The 17,572-nt window shown below is 60.5% G+C and carries 20 protein-coding genes; 10 read left to right on the top strand and 10 right to left on the bottom strand.

Translation table 11 applies throughout. The features are described from left to right. Positions 1 to 184 precede the first annotated feature (184 nt). The 3 genes from LG409_RS17790 (at position 185) to LG409_RS17800 (ending at position 3,248) form a co-directional block, all read left to right on the top strand. Positions 185 to 2,359 (top strand): malate synthase G, encoded by a 2,175-nt coding sequence (locus tag LG409_RS17790; protein ID WP_227407315.1) that lies wholly within the window; start codon positions 185 to 187, stop codon positions 2,357 to 2,359. Positions 2,360 to 2,485: 126 nt separating this feature from the next. After that, positions 2,486 to 2,896: a PaaI family thioesterase gene (locus LG409_RS17795; protein ID WP_227407316.1), complete on the top strand. Its 411-nt coding sequence runs from the start codon at positions 2,486 to 2,488 to the stop codon at positions 2,894 to 2,896. A gap of 169 nt (positions 2,897 to 3,065) precedes the next feature. Beyond that, the gene (locus LG409_RS17800; protein WP_264477638.1) at positions 3,066 to 3,248 is read left to right on the top strand and encodes an EAL domain-containing protein; all 183 of its coding nucleotides are present in this window, start codon (positions 3,066 to 3,068) and stop codon (positions 3,246 to 3,248) included. Here the strand turns inward: LG409_RS17800 and LG409_RS17805 are convergent. After that, entirely contained in the window at positions 3,235 to 3,675 is a 441-nt protein-coding gene (locus LG409_RS17805; protein WP_227407317.1) for a DUF411 domain-containing protein, read from the bottom strand. The genes LG409_RS17800 and LG409_RS17805 overlap by 14 nt on opposite strands. A 165-nt stretch (positions 3,676 to 3,840) precedes the next feature. On the opposite strand from LG409_RS17805, the gene LG409_RS17810 reads away from it, so the two are divergent. Next, entirely contained in the window at positions 3,841 to 4,596 is a 756-nt protein-coding gene (locus tag LG409_RS17810) for a glutaredoxin (protein ID WP_198517525.1), read from the top strand. 6 nt (positions 4,597 to 4,602) lie between these two features. Here the strand turns inward: LG409_RS17810 and LG409_RS17815 are convergent, their stop codons facing one another. After that, complete coding sequence (locus tag LG409_RS17815) at positions 4,603 to 4,983, bottom strand: DUF423 domain-containing protein (RefSeq protein ID WP_193461324.1); 381 nt, start codon at positions 4,981 to 4,983, stop codon at positions 4,603 to 4,605. A gap of 142 nt (positions 4,984 to 5,125) precedes the next feature. On the opposite strand from LG409_RS17815, the gene thiS reads away from it, so the two are divergent. Genes thiS through trmB form a run of 3 tightly spaced genes read left to right on the top strand, consistent with a single transcriptional unit; the run spans position 5,126 to position 6,931 of the window. Continuing rightward, positions 5,126 to 5,347, top strand: a complete 222-nt coding sequence (thiS, locus tag LG409_RS17820) for a sulfur carrier protein ThiS (RefSeq protein ID WP_044629870.1) — start codon at positions 5,126 to 5,128, stop codon at positions 5,345 to 5,347. 27 nt (positions 5,348 to 5,374) lie between these two features. Beyond that, complete coding sequence (locus LG409_RS17825; protein ID WP_193461326.1) at positions 5,375 to 6,169, top strand: thiazole synthase; 795 nt, start codon at positions 5,375 to 5,377, stop codon at positions 6,167 to 6,169. 12 nt (positions 6,170 to 6,181) lie between these two features. Continuing rightward, positions 6,182 to 6,931, top strand: coding sequence for a tRNA (guanosine(46)-N7)-methyltransferase TrmB (trmB, locus tag LG409_RS17830; RefSeq protein ID WP_227407318.1), 750 nt, complete (start codon positions 6,182 to 6,184; stop codon positions 6,929 to 6,931). A 211-nt stretch (positions 6,932 to 7,142) separates the two neighbouring features. Here the strand turns inward: trmB and LG409_RS17835 are convergent, their stop codons facing one another. Further along, a complete protein-coding gene (locus tag LG409_RS17835; protein WP_227407319.1) occupies positions 7,143 to 8,060 on the bottom strand; it encodes an AEC family transporter in 918 nt (305 codons plus the stop codon). A gap of 60 nt (positions 8,061 to 8,120) precedes the next feature. Here LG409_RS17835 and LG409_RS17840 point away from each other — a divergent pair, with 60 nt between their 5' ends. Next, positions 8,121 to 8,672, top strand: a complete 552-nt coding sequence (locus LG409_RS17840) for a hypothetical protein (protein ID WP_227407320.1) — start codon at positions 8,121 to 8,123, stop codon at positions 8,670 to 8,672. A 4-nt stretch (positions 8,673 to 8,676) separates the two neighbouring features. After that, positions 8,677 to 9,282 carry an SCO family protein gene (locus tag LG409_RS17845; protein ID WP_227407321.1) on the top strand — a complete coding sequence of 202 codons (606 nt, stop codon included), beginning with the start codon at positions 8,677 to 8,679 and terminating at the stop codon, positions 9,280 to 9,282. On the opposite strand, the gene LG409_RS17850 is transcribed toward LG409_RS17845, so the two are convergent. The 7 genes from LG409_RS17850 to LG409_RS17880 form a co-directional block, all read right to left on the bottom strand. Further along, positions 9,279 to 10,361 carry a PHB depolymerase family esterase gene (locus LG409_RS17850; protein WP_227407322.1) on the bottom strand — a complete coding sequence of 361 codons (1,083 nt, stop codon included), beginning with the start codon at positions 10,359 to 10,361 and terminating at the stop codon, positions 9,279 to 9,281. The two genes, LG409_RS17845 and LG409_RS17850, sit on opposite strands and share 4 nt — an antisense overlap. Before the next feature lie 3 nt (positions 10,362 to 10,364). Further along, positions 10,365 to 11,045 carry an FKBP-type peptidyl-prolyl cis-trans isomerase gene (locus tag LG409_RS17855; protein WP_096921810.1) on the bottom strand — a complete coding sequence of 227 codons (681 nt, stop codon included), beginning with the start codon at positions 11,043 to 11,045 and terminating at the stop codon, positions 10,365 to 10,367. A 141-nt stretch (positions 11,046 to 11,186) separates the two neighbouring features. Continuing rightward, complete coding sequence (locus LG409_RS17860; RefSeq protein WP_016915442.1) at positions 11,187 to 11,630, bottom strand: universal stress protein; 444 nt, start codon at positions 11,628 to 11,630, stop codon at positions 11,187 to 11,189. 15 nt (positions 11,631 to 11,645) lie between these two features. Beyond that, on the bottom strand, positions 11,646 to 12,929 hold the full coding sequence (locus tag LG409_RS17865) for a TRAP transporter large permease (RefSeq protein WP_227407323.1): 1,284 nt from the start codon (positions 12,927 to 12,929) through the stop codon (positions 11,646 to 11,648). A 17-nt stretch (positions 12,930 to 12,946) separates the two neighbouring features. Next, positions 12,947 to 13,534 carry a TRAP transporter small permease gene (locus tag LG409_RS17870; protein WP_227407324.1) on the bottom strand — a complete coding sequence of 196 codons (588 nt, stop codon included), beginning with the start codon at positions 13,532 to 13,534 and terminating at the stop codon, positions 12,947 to 12,949. A 228-nt stretch (positions 13,535 to 13,762) separates the two neighbouring features. Further along, positions 13,763 to 14,809 carry a TRAP transporter substrate-binding protein gene (locus LG409_RS17875; RefSeq protein WP_227407325.1) on the bottom strand — a complete coding sequence of 349 codons (1,047 nt, stop codon included), beginning with the start codon at positions 14,807 to 14,809 and terminating at the stop codon, positions 13,763 to 13,765. 201 nt (positions 14,810 to 15,010) lie between these two features. Beyond that, entirely contained in the window at positions 15,011 to 15,577 is a 567-nt protein-coding gene (locus LG409_RS17880) for a TIGR02444 family protein (RefSeq protein ID WP_227407326.1), read from the bottom strand. Between the two features lie 44 nt (positions 15,578 to 15,621). On the opposite strand from LG409_RS17880, the gene LG409_RS17885 reads away from it, so the two are divergent. After that, positions 15,622 to 17,568: an ABC-F family ATP-binding cassette domain-containing protein gene (locus LG409_RS17885; RefSeq protein WP_227407327.1), complete on the top strand. Its 1,947-nt coding sequence runs from the start codon at positions 15,622 to 15,624 to the stop codon at positions 17,566 to 17,568. Positions 17,569 to 17,572 lie beyond the last annotated feature (4 nt).

Below are 17,572 nucleotides of genomic sequence, written 5' to 3' on the forward strand. Positions count from 1 at the left end.
TGGCGAAACAGCGCTTGATCGCAGCGGCAGCGGGGCCACTCTCATCATTTGGTCGAGCATTTTACCGCTTTCGGGTCTACCCTGTTTACATGCCACCGCAGGTGTGGAAGTATTTTCCATAAATCACCTTTCACCCGAACCGTGGCACTAGAACAATCCACGGGCACCTTCACAGGAGATCCCCATGAGCGAGCGTATCACGCGCCACCGTTTACAGGTGGCAGCCGACCTGGACCGTTTCATCAACGAGCAGGCTCTGCCGGGCACCGGCGTCGACGAAAGCGCCTTCTGGGCCGGTGTCGATGCCCTGTTCCACGATTTGACCCCAAAAAACCGCCAACTGCTCGAAGAGCGCGACACGCTGCAAGAGAAGCTGGACGCCTGGCACCGGGAAAACCCCGGCCCGGTCAGCGACATGCCCGCCTACCGTCGCTTCCTGAAAGAAGTGGGTTACCTGGTAGAGGCACCGAACAGCGTGAAGGCCACCACCGCCAACGTCGACCGTGAAGTGGCCATTCAAGCGGGCCCACAGCTGGTCGTACCGGTGAGCAACGCTCGCTACGCCCTGAACGCGGCCAACGCCCGCTGGGGCAGCCTGTACGATGCGCTGTACGGCACCGACGCCATCTCTGAAGAAGACGGCGCGGAAAAAGGCACCAGCTTCAATCCGAAGCGCGGCGAAAAAGTCATCGCTTACGCCCGTGGCGTGCTGGACCGTGCCGCCCCGCTGGCCACCGGTTCCCACCGGGATGCGGTGAAGTACGTCATTCGCGATGGCCACCTGGTGGTCAGCCTGGAGGGCGGTCGTGAAACCGGCCTGCAAGATGCAGGCAAGCTGATCGGCTTCAACGGCGACGCTTCTGCCCCCGAGTCGATTCTGCTGGCCAACAACGGCCTGCACCTGGAAATCCAGATCGACGCCAGCCACCCCATCGGCAAGACCGACCCGGCACACGTCAAAGACGTCGTGGTTGAAGCCGCGCTGACCGCCATCATGGATTGCGAAGACTCCGTTGCGGCGGTGGATTCTGAAGATAAAGTCGGTGTGTACAGCAACTGGCTCGGCCTGATGAGGGGCGACCTGGAAGAGAACATCAAAAAAGGCGGCAAAACCTTCACCCGCAAGCTGCACGCCGACCGTACCTGGCAAACCACCGACGGCAACAGCGTCACGCTGCCGGGCCGTTCGCTGATGTTCGTGCGCAACGTGGGTCATCTGATGACCACCCCGGCGATTCTGGACGAAAACGGCAACGAGCTGCCGGAAGGCATTCTGGACGCGGTGGTGACTTCGCTGCTGGCCCTGCACGACCTGAAGAAAGACGCCGACCAGCCGCGCAACTCCCGCGCAGGCTCGGTGTATATCGTGAAGCCGAAGATGCACGGCCCTAAAGAAGTCGCCTTCGCTAACGAGCTATTTGGCCGCGTGGAAGACATTCTCGGCATGAGCCGTGACACCCTGAAAATGGGCATCATGGACGAAGAGCGCCGCACCACGGTCAACCTCAAGGCATGTATTGCCGAAGCCACCTCACGCGTAGTCTTCATCAACACCGGCTTCCTGGATCGTACCGGCGATGAGATGCACACCGCCATGGAAGCCGGCCCGATGGTTCGCAAGGGCGACATGAAGAGCGCTGCGTGGATCACCGCCTACGAGAAAAACAACGTGCAGGTCGGTTTGGCTTGTGGCCTGCGTGGCCGCGCCCAGATCGGTAAAGGCATGTGGGCCATGCCCGACCTGATGCACAGCATGCTGGAGCAGAAGATTGGCCATCCGAAAGCCGGTGCCAACACGGCGTGGGTACCGTCACCCACGGCGGCTGCCCTGCACGCCCTGCACTACCATCAGGTCAACGTGGCCGATATTCAGCGCGACCTGGAAGCTCAGGGCGAGCCGGACTTCCTCGACGACCTGTTGAGCGTGCCGGTGGCCGAAAACCCCAACTGGTCGGATGAAGAGATTCAGCAAGAGCTGGATAACAACTGCCAGGGCATTCTGGGGTACGTGGTGCGCTGGGTAGAGCACGGCGTCGGCTGCTCCAAAGTGCCGGATATTCACAACGTGGGCCTGATGGAAGACCGCGCCACGCTGCGTATCTCCAGCCAGCACATTGCCAACTGGCTGCATCATGGCATTGTCGATGCGCCCCGCGTTGAGGAAACCCTCAAGCGCATGGCGAAAGTGGTCGATGAGCAGAACGCTGGCGACCCCACTTACACCGCCATGAGCGCCGATTTTGAAGGCTCTACCGCCTTTAAAGCGGCCTCAGACCTCATCTTCAAGGGCCGTGAACAGCCTTCTGGCTACACCGAACCGCTGCTGCACGCGTGGCGTCAGGTGCACAAATCGAAGTAAACGCTTCGCGCTGACTAGACAATAGTCGCTAAAAGCCCCTCATGGTCTCGCACCTTGAGGGGCTTTTGTTTAGCTTAATAACATGCTTACGTTGACGTTAACGAAATCAATCATAGGAAAATAACAATGACCGTCATGACCGTCGAGCAGATCGAGCACTTTCTGGATGAGGTCTTTCCCCAGCGCATGGGAAAGATAGAGAGCGTAGGAGAGATGTGCGCCACCATGCGTTTAAATATTGGCCATGAGCACTTGCGCCCTGGCCCTCGCGTATCGGGCCCCACCATGATGGGCTTTGCGGATGTGGCGCTCTACGTGGCGATACTCGCCCAAATTGGCCCCGAAGCGATGGCCGTGACCAGCGATCTGAACTGCCACTTTCTACGCGCGGCCTCCGGCGATCACGACATCATCGCCCACGCCAGGCTGATCAAGCTGGGCCGCCGCCTGGCGGTGGGCGAAGTGCAGATTTTCTCCGCCAGCGATGACACGCGCCCCGTGGTGCATGTCACCGCCAGCTATGCGCTGCCGGATTAACTCTAGGCAGCCGAACAGCGCGGTCGTTCACGCTTTAACGCGCTCAACTCACTTTGGGGAGCTGGTCGATCAGCCGATCCAGCGTCATCGGGTAGTCCCGTACGCGAATACCGGTGGCGTTAAGGAAACGCTGCACAAACCCCGCCACAGCTGTCTGGCAGCCGCCACCATTATCGCCCTAGCAGAGAGCCTGGGATTAGACGTGATTGCCGAAGGCACGGAAACTGCCGACCAGTGCAGGGTGCTGGCTCGCTTAGGATGCCATGTGTATCAAGGCTACTATTTTGGCAAGCCAGCACCCGCAGTAGAGTTTGCGCGACGCAATGGCGCTTCTTCGCCTACAGCGTCATAAACGGCTGGGCGTCTTGGTCGCTGAATAGGTAAACGTTGTAAGGCTCGCTTTGGGGCCCTGGCATGCCCGGTGTGCCAATCGGCATACCGGCTAAGCCGATGCCATCGACATCCGGTTGCTGTTCAAACAGTGCCTCAACCGCTTCCATCGGCACGTGTCCTTCAATCCAATAGTTGCCTATCTCAATGGTGTGGCAAGAGCCCATGCCGTAAGGCACGCCCGCCTGCTGCTTAATATCACCCAGCTCGACGTCATCGATGATGGTGACGTCTACGCCAAGTTCTTCAAGATGACGCGCGTACTCATCGCAGCAGTCGCATTGCGGGTTCTTATACAGCGTCGCCTCATCCGGCAGCGCCGCTTGGGCTGTTGCGGCACCAAACATCAGTGCACCGGATACCAAGAGCGCCGTGGCGTTACGTTTCATATGTATCTCCTGTTAAATGGTCTCTGTTATAAAGCTTACAACCTAGGGGTTACCCATAGGTCAAGCCCGCTGCAGCAGCATCAGCCCGGTTATTTGACCTATGGGCGGCACCAGGTTCTACGCTAAAGGTTGGACGTTGATCGTAAGACGACAAGGAGGCTGATGATGGCAGCAACGACCCACCACACCGCACAGGTGTATCGGATGAAAACCGCCGAGCACATGTGCCCGTTCGGCTTGAAGACCGTCGACCTGCTCAGGCGCAAAGGCTACGCGGTGGATGACCACACCCTCACCTCTCGTGAGGAGATCGACGCGTTCAAGGAGCAGGAGAACGTCGATACCACGCCACAGGTGTACATAGATAACCAACGTATCGGCGGCTACGAAGAGCTGCGTGAGCATCTAGGGATGAGCGTTCCCAATGCCAAAGAGACTACCTACCGCCCGGTGCTGGCCATTTTTGCCATCGCGCTATTGATAGGCCTGGCGATGAGCTGGACGACCCAGGGCACGCTGCTCACGGCGCGCATGCCAGAGTTTGCCGTAGCGACCGCGATGGTGCTGCTGGGCCTGCAGAAGCTGCAGGATATCGAAAGCTTCAGCACCATGTTTCTCAACTACGACCTGCTCGCCCAGCGCTACGTGCCCTATAGCTACGTTTACCCCTACGCCGAAACCGCCGCCGGGCTGTTGATGCTGGCTGGTACACTGATTTGGGTAGCCGCGCCGCTGGCGCTATTCGTCGGCACCGTGGGCGCGGTATCAGTCTTCAAAGCGGTTTACATCGATAAGCGCGAACTCAAGTGCGCCTGCGTGGGTGGCAACAGCAACGTACCGCTCGGCTTTGTGTCGCTCACCGAAAACCTGGTGATGATCGGCATGGGCCTGTGGATGCCGCTGCGCATGCTACTGGGCTAGCGTCGATTAAGAGCGGCTTAGCAGCGCCGTGACGCCCAGGGCCAGCCAACCGGCCATCAGCAGCAGCCCGCCGATCGGCGTCACGATACCTACGCTCAACCCGGCCAGCGCCATCAGGTAGAGCGAACCAGCAAAGGCCAGCACACCTAACGCCCATAACGCCAGTACGACCTGCTGACCGGGGAGCGGACGTTGGCTGCGCCACGCAAGCACCGCCAGCATGGCCAGCGTATGCCACGCTTGGTAGCGCACGCCGGTTTCTACGATATCTACCATGGCAGCGCTGGTGCGGGCCGCTAACCCGTGGGCGGCGTAAGCCCCCAGCATCACCATGGTTGCCCCTAAAAGCGCCACCACACACCACCACAGCTTGTCGATTCGCTGCACGCCTGACTCCTTTTCACCTATGTTGGCGGCGCATCGCCACCCCGTTAATCATTGAGATATTCACCCCGCTGCATACCTTGCACGGGTCGAAACCGCTACAATAGAGGCCGTTTTGCCTCCTCCACCAGGGTGCTTACTGTTTATGCCTACCCCCAATGAGTCGATACAGCTTACGCTCAACGGCGAACCCTACGCCATGACCGCAGGCCTCACCGCTGCCGACTTGGTCGAGCAGCTTGGCCTGGGCGGGCGTCGTATCGCTGTCGAAATCAACGAACAGATTGTGCCTAAGAGCCAACTGGCCGCGACCCCGCTGGCCGCAGGCGACCAGATCGAAGTGGTCCACGCCATTGGCGGCGGCTAGCTGCCGGTGCTTTTTCAAGGAATCGCTATGACGCAACTGACTGATACACCGTTCACCATTGCCGGACGTGATTTTAGCTCCCGCCTGTTAGTGGGTACCGGCAAGTACAAAGACTTTACCGAAACCGGTGCTGCCATTGCCCAGAGCGGTGCCGAAATCGTCACCTTTGCCGTGCGCCGTACCAACCTTGGCCAGGATGCCGATGCGCCGAACCTGCTCGACGTCATCTCGCCCAAGCAGTACACCCTGCTGCCCAATACCGCTGGCTGCTACAACGCCAAGGATGCGATTCGCACCTGCCGCCTGGCCCGCGAGCTGCTGGATGGCCACAACCTCGTCAAGCTGGAAGTGCTGGGCGATGATCACACCCTCTACCCCAACGTGGTCGAGACGCTAAAAGCCGCAGAAACCCTGCTGGCCGATGGCTTCGACGTCATGGTGTACACCAGTGATGACCCCATCGTGGCACGTGAGCTGGAAGCCATGGGCTGCTGCGCCATCATGCCGCTGGGCTCGCTGATTGGTTCGGGCCACGGCATTCAGAACCCGCACAACGTGCGCCTGATCGTCGAGCAGAGCAAAGTTCCCGTACTGGTGGATGCCGGTATCGGGACGGCCTCGGATGCCGCCATGGCCATGGAGCTAGGGTGCGACGGGGTACTGCTGAATACCGCGATTGCCCACGCACGCGACCCGCTGCGCATGGCCAACGCCATGAAGCTGGCCGTGGAAGCTGGCCGCGACGCCTTTTTGGCCGGGCGCATGCCGCGCCGCCAGAGCGCCGACCCCTCTTCGCCATTTGCAGGCCGAATCAACGGCTGATACAGAGACATCATGACCGACACCAACGACACTGTGCCGAACGGCAACACCACTGGCCCCGAAAGTGCCGATGCGCCGCTGCACCGCCGCGGCATTAAAAGCTATGTGATTCGCGCCGGGCGCATGACCCAAGCCCAACAACGCGGCCTGGAAGACGTATGGCCGCGCCTGGGGCTGACCATTGCCGATGGTCGCCAGGATTTAGACGCCCTGTTTGGCCGCCAAGCCCCCCGCGTGGTGGAAATTGGCTTTGGCATGGGTAATTCGCTGATCGAACAGGCAGAAACCCACCCGGATACCGACTTCATCGGCATCGAAGTACACGCCCCTGGCGTGGGCAAGCTGCTGGACGAGGTCGACAAGCGCGGTTTGACCAACCTGCGGGTGTACCGTGAAGATGCGCTGGCCGTCCTCGAGCAGTGCTTGCCGGAAGCCTCGCTGACGACCCTGCAACTGTTCTTTCCCGACCCATGGCCAAAGAAAAAGCACCACAAGCGGCGCATCGTCCAGCCGGCCTTCGTGGAGCTCATTCGCACGCGCCTCATGCCCGGCGGCACCTTCCATATGGCCACCGACTGGGAAGCCTATGCCGAATGGATGGCCGAGGTGATGGAGGCGGCCCCTGGCTATGCCAACACCGCCGATCAAGACACGGCCCCCTATGTACCGCGCCCGGAATTCCGCCCGCTCACCAAGTTCGAAGCGCGCGGCGAGAAGCTCGGTCACGGCGTATGGGACTTGATTTACCGCCGGGAAGCCTGACGCCCGGACTCTGCCGCGACTGACCCACCAAAAAAAGAAAGCCGCTCCAATGGAGCGGCAAAAGACCGTGACTAGCAATGAGAGGGAGAAACCATGACAGGAAACTGGCGGTTTCTGTCTTGGCCTGTGGCGTCTCATCAAACGCCACACCCACAATGTAATAGTTCTCATTTACTACGTCAACACAAATGCGAATACTTTTTATTTATTTTTATCCTCCTACCCATTGCAGCCACATCGGCAGCGTCAGCATCGCCAATAGCGTCTGTCCAGTGATGATCGCCGCCATGAGCTCGGCATCGCCGCCCAGCTGTCGCGCCAGGATATAGGCCGATGTGGCCGTGGGCAGCGCCGCAAAAAGCAGCGCCACGTCTCGGCTGACGGGGTCCAGTCTCAACGCCCAGGCCAACACCAGCACCAATACAGGCATCAGCACCAGCTTGATGGTATTGGTGGCCAGCACACCGCGGTCGAAGCGCAGCAACGCACGCGGGCGCAGCGCCACCCCGACCGCCACCAGTCCCAGCGGCAAGGCAGCGCCCCCCAGCAGCGAGACGGTGTCTTCGCTCCAGCCGGGCAGGCCGATGCCGCTCACGTTCAAGGCAATCCCCACCAGACAGCCCAGAATCAGCGGATTCTTGATCAGCGCCAGGGCGCTTTTGCCCACGCTGGCACTGCCCAGGGTGCCCGCTGCCACAAAGCTGGCGACACACATCACGTTGACGATAGGCACCATTAGCGCCACGGCCACGGCAGCCGTCGTGGCCCCCAGGCTGCCATGCAGCGCGGCGGCACCCGCGACACCCACATAGGTATTGAAGCGCACGGCCCCCTGAAAGACAGACGTGAACGCCGCAGGCTCCAAAGCCAACCAGCCCCGAAAATGCCAGAGCGCCATGCCAAACAGCGCCATCGCCCCCAGCAGCACCAGCGCCAGCCGCCCCACAGGCACCTGACTGACATCCGCGGTGGCCAGCGTGCCCACCAGCATGGCGGGGAACAGCACGAAATAAATCACGCGCTCCATCTGTACCCAGAACTCACTGCTGGGCCAGCGGCGGTTGCCCAGTAACGCTCCCAGCAGAATCAGTAGAAACAAGGGACCAAGCGCGCCCGTAATACTCTCCATTTGTTTTCCTTATCAAGTGCGACATCCCAGCACAGCGACATCCGCTGGATAGCTGTTACCATGAATCCAACTTCCCCGCCTCACGGCTTGCGTAGCGACTATTCTGCCATGAAGAAATTGCCTGAACCCGTCGAGCCGACGGGTTTTCCAGCGCTAAAAGTGTTGATATTGATCACGGGCCTCGCGCTGGCGGCCTGCACCTGGTATGTCTTTGCCAACTGGCTGAAGGGCGACAGCGATGTGGTCTGGTTCTCGCCCAGCGGTGAGTGCAACTTGCATAGTAGCCAATGTTCGGCAACGCTGGGAGACAAGGGGCGCCTGGCCCTCTCCATCGATGCTCATGGGCGTATCCAGGCGCTGGAAGTGCTGCCTCTGGACGTCGAAGTGGACGGCGTCAGCGCCAGTCAGGTGACCGTCGACTTCGTGGGCCGAGACATGGACATGGGCTTGCACCGTTTCACGCTGAACGAAACGGCGCCCGGCCATTTCCACGGCCAGGGGCAGGTAGGCATTTGCACCCAGGACGTCATGCCCTGGCGGGCTCGGGTCATTCTCGATACGCCCGAGGGCAAGTTGGGTAGCTGGTTCGATTTCGATGTCACAAGGAGCTGAAGGCATGGCGGCAGCAAATAAACGTAAACCGCTGGTGTGGGGGTTGGCACTGCTGGGTGTACTGCTGACGATCAGCGCCGTCGGGATGTATCAATTGGCCACCCCTTCGAACGACGGCGAGCCGCAAGGCGGCCCCATTGCCATGCCCTCCACCCACGGCGACTTTACGCTGACCCAACTGGATGACGACGAGATCGCCGTGGTCTCTTTCGGTTACACCTACTGCCCAGACGTCTGCCCCATGAACCAGGCCGTGAAGCGCCAAGTGCTGTCACAGCTGGACGAACAGCAGCGTGAGCGTGTGGTACCGGTGATGATCACCGTGGACCCGGAACGCGATACGCTGGAGCGCATGAATGAATACATGCAGTTTTTCGGCGAGGAGTTTGTGGGGCTGGTGGGCAGCCAGGAGCAGTTGAGCGATGTTGCCGAGCGCTATGGCATCATCTGGCGCCGTGTCGAGGCGCCGGATTCCGCCATGGCCTATACCATCGACCATAGTGCGTCACTGTTTCTGGTGAACCGTGAGGGAACCATCCTGCAGCGGGTACTCTATTCGCCTACCCCCCATGGGTTGAAATCTGCCCTGGAGAGCGAGCTGGGCGGCTAGTCCGCCTCCTGCGTGCTTTCCTCTGCGGGAGTATCGGGCGCCTCTTGGAGTCGCTCGACCATGGCTATTAGGGCTTTAGCCTGCGTGCCTTCTCGGGTGTCATGCAAAGGGTTGATTTGCCATGTACTTTCGGCAAACCCCCACCAGTCCCAACAGGCTTGCGGGTTGGCCATGCTGCTTTCGGTCTGGGGGTAGAGGATGATCTGCCCGTGCTCCTCGGCCCAGCGGTTCAGGCCGCTATAGCGAGCAAAGGTGTCGCCAATCGCTTGGTCATTCATCTGGCAGCCATGCAACGCCACGGTGACGGGGCAGCCTCCCGCGTCACACGCCTCGGGCACGAAGACATAGCCCGAATCGGCCAAGCCCTTGACGGCAAACTCGGACTGATCGAAGCGCCGTAACTCGCCTTCACTCTCCTGCACGGACCGTTCGGGGTAGAGCCAGTCCAGCATATCGGCGGCCACATTGTCGCCACAGGCCAGTACGTGACTACCGCCGCCCAGATGGCAGTCGCCCAGGGATTGGGGGTCGATGGGGGCATCCTTGGGCATCGCCACCGGCCAGCCGTGGCCGGTGTTCTCACGCTGCACATGGCGCAGCTGCTCGTCGGGCTCTGCCAGCCAGCGCTGCCACTGCTTGGCCAACAGATCACCCAGCGCGGGAGATACCGTTGCGTCGGATTCGCCGTGCCACACGTAGGCTCTGAGCTGGCGCAACGCCTCGCGGCTGCCTACTTGCTCCAGTGCCGCATAACGCTCATGGCGCTGTTCCAGCGTATCCAGCGCGGGCAAGCCTCGGCGAATCATCATGCACTGGTTGAGCGCCAGGCTCAGCGCCCCCTGGGCGCAGCCCCAGGGGCCTGCGCCCAGCACCCCCAGGCCACTGAAATGCTCTGGCCAGGCAACGGCCAACTGCGTGGCCATGTAGCCACCCGACGAGACACCCACCACCGACGCAGCTTCGGGCACCGCACCCAACGCAGGCAGATCAGCTGGCGGCGTGTCCGCCTGCACATGGGCAGCACTGCCACCCATGAGCATCAATACGCCCAGCAGGCGATAAGCAATGGCGGCAGGCATGGGTTACTCGACGCCCAGCAGTTCAACGCGGAAAGTGAGCATCTCGTTCGGACCGATCGGACCTTGACCGCGCTCGCCGTAAGCCAGCTCGGCAGGGATATAGAGCATCCAGCTGTCGCCCACGCTCATCAGTTGCAGCGCTTCCTGCCAACCTTCGATGACCTGATTCACCTGGAAGCTGACCGACTGGCCACGCTCGAAGGAGCTATCGAACACGGTGCCATCCAGCAGCATGCCTTCGTAGTTCACTTCCACGGTATCTTCAGGTCCGGGCGTGGCGCCATCGCCAGACTCCAGCACTTCATATTGAAGGCCCGACTCGGTGACTTCCACACCCTCACGCTCGGCGTTCTCTTCCAGGAAGGCCTGGCCTTCTTCCAGGTTCAGCTGGGCAATTTCAGCGGCCTGCTGCTCGCGGGCCTCCATGGAGCTTTCCTGGAAGTTCATCAGCGCTTCCATCATCTCTTCTTCGCTCATCGCCAGCTCATTGCCGTCGAAAACGTCGCGCATGCCATCGGTGAAGGCATCGAGATCCAGATCTTCGATATCCGCCTGCATGCTCTCGCCCAACGTCACCCCCAGGCTGTAAGCCAGGCGTTGCTCGTCGGTCTCGGGGGCTGCGGCGGCGAACGGTGCTACCAGCAACAAACCAGTCAGGGCAGTAGAAGTCACAAGTGCTTTCATGGAAAAACCTTATCCAGCGGCGCAGCGCGCCAACGTGTTGTCGAATCCCTAAAGACTAACACCCGCCGCGTCAGGCTGCATTACCTGACGCGGCGGGTGTTGTTCAGGCGTTCTCTTCAGACAACAGGATGCCGCAGAGGTTTACACCACTAGCGTAGGGCAGTGTGCCGCCCCAGCCACGCGCTGGGACACGCTGCCCAACAGCAGGTTCTTCTCGCCGTTGGTGCCCTGGGCGCCGATCACGATCAAATCGCACTCCCGCTTGCGCGCAAAGCGCACGATGGTACGCGAGGGGCGCCCGCCCTTGACGAAAGCGCGCACGCGCAGGCTATCGGCCCCCAGTTCGATGGCATGCGACTTGGCGTGCACCGCAATTTCGGTGGCGTACTCCTTCAAGGCATCGTCCGGCAGGTCGAGCTTGTTGGGTCTCACCATGGAGAGCGACGCTTCCAGCAGGCTGTGATGCTTGAACACGCACAGCAGGTAGAGCTCTGCCCCAGTGAGCATGTGCAGGCCAACGGCCTTCTCCAGCGCCTTGATGGCCCCCTTGGAGCCATCCACAGGAATCAAGATGCGGTTGAACATAAGCGCTCCTGGCGGCTAGCGGAAAGCAAGGTCGCGCAGGAACAGCGCAATCTGCGGAAACATGATGATCAGGGCCGCCGCGAGAATCAGCATGAAAATGAAGGGCGGCGTGCCGCGGATCACTTCCAGGTAAGGCCGTTTGAAAATCGCAATGGCGGTAAAGATGTCACACCCAAAGGGCGGCGTTGCCGAGCCAATGGCCACCTGCAGGGTGATCAGTACCCCCACCAGAACCGGGTCCAGCCCCGAAGCCGCAATCGCCGGTGCAAAAATGGGGGTCAGCACCAGAATCACCACGATGGGATCGACGAACATGCAGGCCACGAAGAAGGCTATCGAAATGGCCACCAGCACGCCCACGGGCCCCGCTTCGTTGATTCCGAAGGTGCCCAGAATCGTCTGCGGGATCTGGGCAAACGAGATGATCCACGAGAAGCCGTTGCCTGCCGCCACCAGGATGAACACCACGGCGGTGATCAAGCCCGTGGACTTGGCAATGGTGAACATGTCCGGCAGCTTCAGCGAACGGAAAATCACGAATTCCAGCAGGAAGGCGTACAGTACGCAGGCCGCCGCCGCCTCGGTCGGGCTAAACACCCCGCCATAAATGCCACCGACGATCAGTACCGGAAAGCCCAGCGGCCACAGCGCCTTTTGCACGGCCACGGCTCGCTCTTTCCAGCTGGCCTTGGGCTCGGTGGGCACCTTGTTGACGATGGCATAGATGATGCAATAGGCAGAAAACATGGCCAAAATCAGCAGGCCGGGCCCGATACCGGCAATGAAAAGCTCGGCAATCGACGTTTGTGATACCACCCCGTAAATGATCATGCCGATACTGGGCGGTATCAAAAAGGCGATGTCGCTGGAGTTGATGATCAGCGCCAGGGTGAAGGGATCTTTGTAGCCTGCCTTCAGCATGCGCGGGCGCAACGGGGAGCCCACGGCCACCACGGTGGCCTGGGTAGACCCGGACACGGCACCAAACAGCGTGCAGGAGACCGCCGTACTGACGGCCAGGCCGCCTTTGACATGGCCCACGAAGGTCATCACCATGTCGATCAATCGGTTGGCCGACTGCCCGCGGGTCATGATGTCGGCTGCCAGAATGAACATGGGCACCGCAATCAGCGCGGTGGGGCTGATGCCGCGCATCATCTGCTGAATGAGCGTTTCCATCTGGCCCAGGCCGCCGAAGCTCATGAAAAAGCCCACGAAGGCCGCGGTCATCAAGGGGATCATCATCGGGAAGCCGAGCAGCAGCAGCACGATCATGAGGGTTATTATCGTCGCAGTCATGCGTGTTTCCTCGCTGCCTAGACTTCGGTTTCGGTGTCCTTGTAGCCGTCCACCACATGCGTGGACAGGTACACATCCTTCGAAAGCAGGTTAGTGATCGCCGTCATGACGTATTGAATGCCGGTGACGGCAAAGCCCACGGGCACCCAGACGTACATCCACCAGGCCGGAATGCCCGTGGAGGGCAAGCTACGGCCGCGGCCCATGATGGTGTCGATGTAACCAATCGAGAAGTAGCACAGCACGAACATCACTAGCGCCGTGAACAGGCTGATGACAATCATCAGCGCGCGGCGCCCTCCTGTGGGCAGCGCATCGTAGATCGCCGACATGCGGATATGCCGACCATGCCGAGCGGCATAGCCAATCCCGGCAAAGGTCACCAGCACGATCAGCATACGGTTGACCTCTTCGGAAAAGTGCAGACTCTCACCGAACACGAAGCGACCAATGACGTTGGCCACGGTATTGATCGCCATCAGAATGACGCCCGTCGCCAGAATCACGGCCTCCATTTTACTGATCCACGTATCAACGGTACCCAGCAGCCCAGGCAGCATAGAGCGATACTTTTTTTCAGCAACATCATCTTCGCTCATATCCATTGGAGTTGTTCCTCTCTGTTCCCGTTAAACTTGTCGGTCTACCTTGCTACTGTAGCGGCTTGAAACAGCACACCATTCAACGCTGATTAGCCGCACCCGTGTCACGGTAGATGGGTGTTGCTCTTCACGGAGTGGTGAACAAAAAAGGGGCAGCACTTGGCCACCCCTTTTGCTTTCACGCATTTGCGGGCATTGTGGGCGTCAGCCCTGCCAAGCCCTTGCCATGAATCAGTTGCTGGTCACCGCTTCAAGGTCTTCCTTGAACTGCTCGAGTAGTGCCGCACCGCGCTCGCCAGTCATCTCCACGAAGCGCTCTTCTACCTGGGGCGCACGCTCGCGGAAGGCTTGAATCTGCTCTTCATTGAGACGGGTCACGGTCACGTCATCCGAGGCGGCCTGGATTTTCTCCAGCGACTCGTCGGCCAAGCCCGAGATGTGCTCCATGGTGTGCTCGTAAGCCGCTTCCGTGGCATCACGCACCAGCTGCTGATCATCTTCCGAGAGGCCTTCGAAGAAGTCCTGGTTGGCCATCATGGCCGTGGTGAACCAGCCATGACCGGTGAACACCAAGTTGGGGGAAACTTCATACAGGCCGCCCGACTCGATCCAGAAGATGGGGTTTTCCTGGCCCTGCAGAATGTTGGTTTGCAGGCCACCATATACCTCACCCCAGGGCAGCGGCGTGGGGCTGGCGCCGAAGGCGCGGTAGGTTTCCGCCAGCAGCGGGTTGGTCATGGTGCGGATGTTCTTGCCACGCAGCTCGTCTGGCGAGGTAAACGGCTCGTCGAGGGTGACGACCATCTCACCTTCTGGGTACATCTTGAGCAGCTCCAGCCCCTGCTCCGCGTAGAGCTCCGGGAAGGTTTCATGAATCGCGGTGCTGGAGTTGAAGAATTCGATGACCGTTTCTTCATCGGTGGGCAGCAGGTAAGGCACGAAGAAGATTTGCGCTTCGGGGATCAGTGCGCCCGTGAAACCAGGCGACTGGTTGACGAACTGCAGAATACCCGCTTGGGTCTGCTCCATGATGTCGTCAGACTCGCCCAGCTCGCCAAAACGATATACCTGGACGGTGTGGTCGGAGTTCTCTTCCACGTACTCCTTGAATGCCATGGCGAAGACATCCTGAACGTCGCCTTCATACTCTTCGTGGGCATAACGCCAGTTATCTGCCTGCGCAGCGGAGCTCAGGCCCAGCAGCAGAGCACCTACGCTCGCGGACGTGATGAGTTTCGTGGTGAGTGAGCGGGTCGAAACAAACTTGTTTGGCTTCATACAGAGTTCCCTGACAGTGGTAGCGCGCTCTACGAGTGCGCATGAAGTTAGTGTTGTCTGTCCAGTGCTGTCCTGATCAACCGCTAACACGCAGAAACGCTTTCACTTATCGATTAATGGCTGCTGGGTTCATTGCTGTGGGTTAGCGGGCGATTGCCACACAAGTGGTCACAGGTTATTCAAAAACAGCTTAATTTCAGGCTAGCGTGGTGATTTACAGTGGTCAAGCTGACTTGCCAGACATTCAAGCGCAGGGAAGATGCCATCGCATGCGCGTGAACCACTCAACGAAGCGCTGTCAACCTTGGCAAAAAAGAGCCTCTTCTGCAGCCAAATGCCACGATCTTGCACGCTATCATCAATTTCCTCCAAACGCTGCGAGACATGCTCGGAAGCCTGCGCCCACTGCTGCCAACGTTGAAGATTTACACGCTCGGCCTGCAGCTCGGCAGTTTTGATGCTCTTGCGCAACGTATCGATGGCCTCATCCTCAGCCGCTTGAGGCTTCAATTCACGGCGCAGGTGACGTAACGGCTCGGTAAACTGGCGCTGCCAGTGCGCTCGCTCACGGCTGATATCGGCAAGCACCTCACGTTTGGCCTGGAGGCCGTGGCAATACAGCCATCCGTGAAACAGCAATTCGCAGACATCCACGTCGGCGGCGTCCTGTAGCGTCAAGCACGCCTGCTCCACACCGGGCTGGGCGTAAAAGGCCAGCGCAAAATCCCACAACGAACGATGCTGCAAAGCCTGCTGCAAGTCCTGCAATCGGTTAGAATCCATGAATTTACCCACTGGTTTCGGGAGAAAGCATGATCGCACTGCGCCAAGTCGCCCTGCAACGAGGTACGCAAACGCTCCTGGAAAGCGCCGACCTGACCCTGCACAACGGAGTCAAGGCAGGCATCATCGGGGCCAACGGGGCGGGCAAGTCGAGCCTGTTCAAGCTGCTGCTGGGCGAGCTGGGCCCGGACCAGGGCGATGTAGAGATGAGCGGTGGCCAGCGTATCGCACACATGGCTCAGGAAGTGGAAGCGCTGGACCGGCCCATCGTCGAGTACGTGCTGGATGGCGATCATGCCCTGCGCCAGGCCGAAGCCGACCTGCTGGCCGCCCAGCAGGCGGGGGATGCCCACCGTGAAGCCGAGTTGCACGGCCTGATCGAGACGCTGGATGGCTACAGCGCCGCCTCCCGCGCCGCCCAGCTGCTGGTGGGGCTGGGCTTCATACAGGCCGACCTGCAGCGCCCGCTTTCCGATTTTTCCGGTGGCTGGCGTATGCGAGTCAACCTGGCCCGCACCCTGTTCATGCCTTCCGACCTGCTGCTGCTCGACGAGCCGACCAACCACCTGGACCTGGATGCACTGCTGTGGCTGGAGCAGTGGCTGGTACGTTACCCAGGCACGCTGCTGCTGATCTCCCACGACCGCTACTTCCTGGATGCCGTGTGTGACCATATCGTCCACATGCATCAGCAGACCCTGGAGCTTTACCGGGGCAACTACTCACGCTTCGAGCGTACCCGCGCCGAGAAGCTTGCGCTCCAGCAGGCCGAAGCCGCCAAGCAGCAGGCGCGCCGTGAGGAAATAGAGCGGTTCATCGCCCGCTTCAAGGCCAAGGCGACCAAGGCTCGCCAGGCCCAGAGCCGCATGAAGATGCTCGAGCGCATGGAAGATATCGCCATGGCGCACGTGGACTCGCCCTTCCACTTCACGCTACCCGCCGCCGACAAGACTTCTCACCCCCTGCTGGTGCTGGACCAGGCAACCCTGGGATATCGCAGCGAAGCGGCCGATGTCGTGCAGCTGGAAAAGGTCAATATCACCCTGCTACCCGGTAGCCGCATTGGCTTGCTGGGGCCCAACGGCGCGGGCAAATCCACGCTGATCAAATCGCTGACCGGCGAGCTGGCCCTGCTGGAGGGCAAGCGGGTGCCCGGCGAGCATCTGGCGATTGGTTACTTTGCCCAGCATCAGTTGGAAGGGCTGGACGTGACCACCACCCCGTTTGTCCACGTCCAGCGCCTCTCCCCTACTGCCAGCGATCAGGACATTCGCAATTTCCTGGGCGGCTTCGGTTTCAAGGGCGATGACGCCTTCGGCGAGGTGGCGACCTTCTCGGGGGGCGAGAAGGCGCGCCTGGCGCTGGCGCTGGTGGCCTGGCAAAAACCCAACCTGCTGCTGCTGGACGAACCGACCAACCACCTGGACCTGGAAATGCGCGAAGCGCTCACCGAAGCGCTGGCCGCCTTCGAGGGCACGGTCATCCTGGTTTCCCATGACCGTCACCTGCTGCGCGCCACGGTCGATGAGTTCTGGCGTGTGGCCGACCATCGGGTCGAGCCGTTCGATGGCGACCTGGAGGATTACCGCGCCTGGCTGAAAGCACGCCTGGAAGAGAGCCGCCGCGACGCACGCAGCGAGAAGAGCGAACGCCAGGGGCAGCAGCCCACGACCGACCGCAAGGCCGCTCGCAAGGCTGCCGCCGAGCTGCGTGAAAAGCTGCGCCCCTTGAAAAAGGTTCGTGATCAGGCCGAAAAACAGATGGAGAAGGCCCAGGCGGCGCTGGAGGAAGTCGAAACCGTGCTGGCCGATGCCACGCTGTATACCGACAACGCCCGCAAGGCGGAACTGACCCAGGCGCTGGCCCGGCAAGCCGATGCCAAGGTCGAGCTGGAGCGCACCGAGCAGGCCTGGCTGGCCGCCGAAGAGGCGCTGGAAGCCATGGAAGCCGAACTGCTGGCCAGCGAAAACGCCTGAGGTT

Source organism: Halomonas sp. NyZ770, assembly GCF_020616575.1.
Lineage (GTDB): Bacteria > Pseudomonadota > Gammaproteobacteria > Pseudomonadales > Halomonadaceae > Vreelandella > Vreelandella hamiltonii.

What these genes read in the sequence shown, in the direction of transcription:
- LG409_RS17790 (WP_227407315.1), top strand. Translation starts at nt 185, where the DNA reads ATGAGCGAGCGTATCACGCGCCACCGTTTACAGGTGGCAGCCGACCTG.
- trmB (WP_227407318.1), top strand. Translation starts at nt 6,182, where the DNA reads ATGACCGACACCAACGACACTGTGCCGAACGGCAACACCACTGGCCCC.
- LG409_RS17840 (WP_227407320.1), top strand. Translation starts at nt 8,121, where the DNA reads ATGAATCCAACTTCCCCGCCTCACGGCTTGCGTAGCGACTATTCTGCC.
- LG409_RS17885 (WP_227407327.1), top strand. Translation starts at nt 15,622, where the DNA reads ATGATCGCACTGCGCCAAGTCGCCCTGCAACGAGGTACGCAAACGCTC.
- LG409_RS17875 (WP_227407325.1), bottom strand. Translation starts at nt 14,809, where the DNA reads ATGAAGCCAAACAAGTTTGTTTCGACCCGCTCACTCACCACGAAACTC.
- LG409_RS17870 (WP_227407324.1), bottom strand. Translation starts at nt 13,534, where the DNA reads ATGGATATGAGCGAAGATGATGTTGCTGAAAAAAAGTATCGCTCTATG.
- LG409_RS17825 (WP_193461326.1), top strand. Translation starts at nt 5,375, where the DNA reads ATGACGCAACTGACTGATACACCGTTCACCATTGCCGGACGTGATTTT.
- LG409_RS17845 (WP_227407321.1), top strand. Translation starts at nt 8,677, where the DNA reads ATGGCGGCAGCAAATAAACGTAAACCGCTGGTGTGGGGGTTGGCACTG.
- LG409_RS17795 (WP_227407316.1), top strand. Translation starts at nt 2,486, where the DNA reads ATGACCGTCATGACCGTCGAGCAGATCGAGCACTTTCTGGATGAGGTC.
- LG409_RS17860 (WP_016915442.1), bottom strand. Translation starts at nt 11,630, where the DNA reads ATGTTCAACCGCATCTTGATTCCTGTGGATGGCTCCAAGGGGGCCATC.
- LG409_RS17805 (WP_227407317.1), bottom strand. Translation starts at nt 3,675, where the DNA reads ATGAAACGTAACGCCACGGCGCTCTTGGTATCCGGTGCACTGATGTTT.
- LG409_RS17865 (WP_227407323.1), bottom strand. Translation starts at nt 12,929, where the DNA reads ATGACTGCGACGATAATAACCCTCATGATCGTGCTGCTGCTGCTCGGC.
- LG409_RS17835 (WP_227407319.1), bottom strand. Translation starts at nt 8,060, where the DNA reads ATGGAGAGTATTACGGGCGCGCTTGGTCCCTTGTTTCTACTGATTCTG.
- LG409_RS17855 (WP_096921810.1), bottom strand. Translation starts at nt 11,045, where the DNA reads ATGAAAGCACTTGTGACTTCTACTGCCCTGACTGGTTTGTTGCTGGTA.
- thiS (WP_044629870.1), top strand. Translation starts at nt 5,126, where the DNA reads ATGCCTACCCCCAATGAGTCGATACAGCTTACGCTCAACGGCGAACCC.
- LG409_RS17810 (WP_198517525.1), top strand. Translation starts at nt 3,841, where the DNA reads ATGGCAGCAACGACCCACCACACCGCACAGGTGTATCGGATGAAAACC.
- LG409_RS17850 (WP_227407322.1), bottom strand. Translation starts at nt 10,361, where the DNA reads ATGCCTGCCGCCATTGCTTATCGCCTGCTGGGCGTATTGATGCTCATG.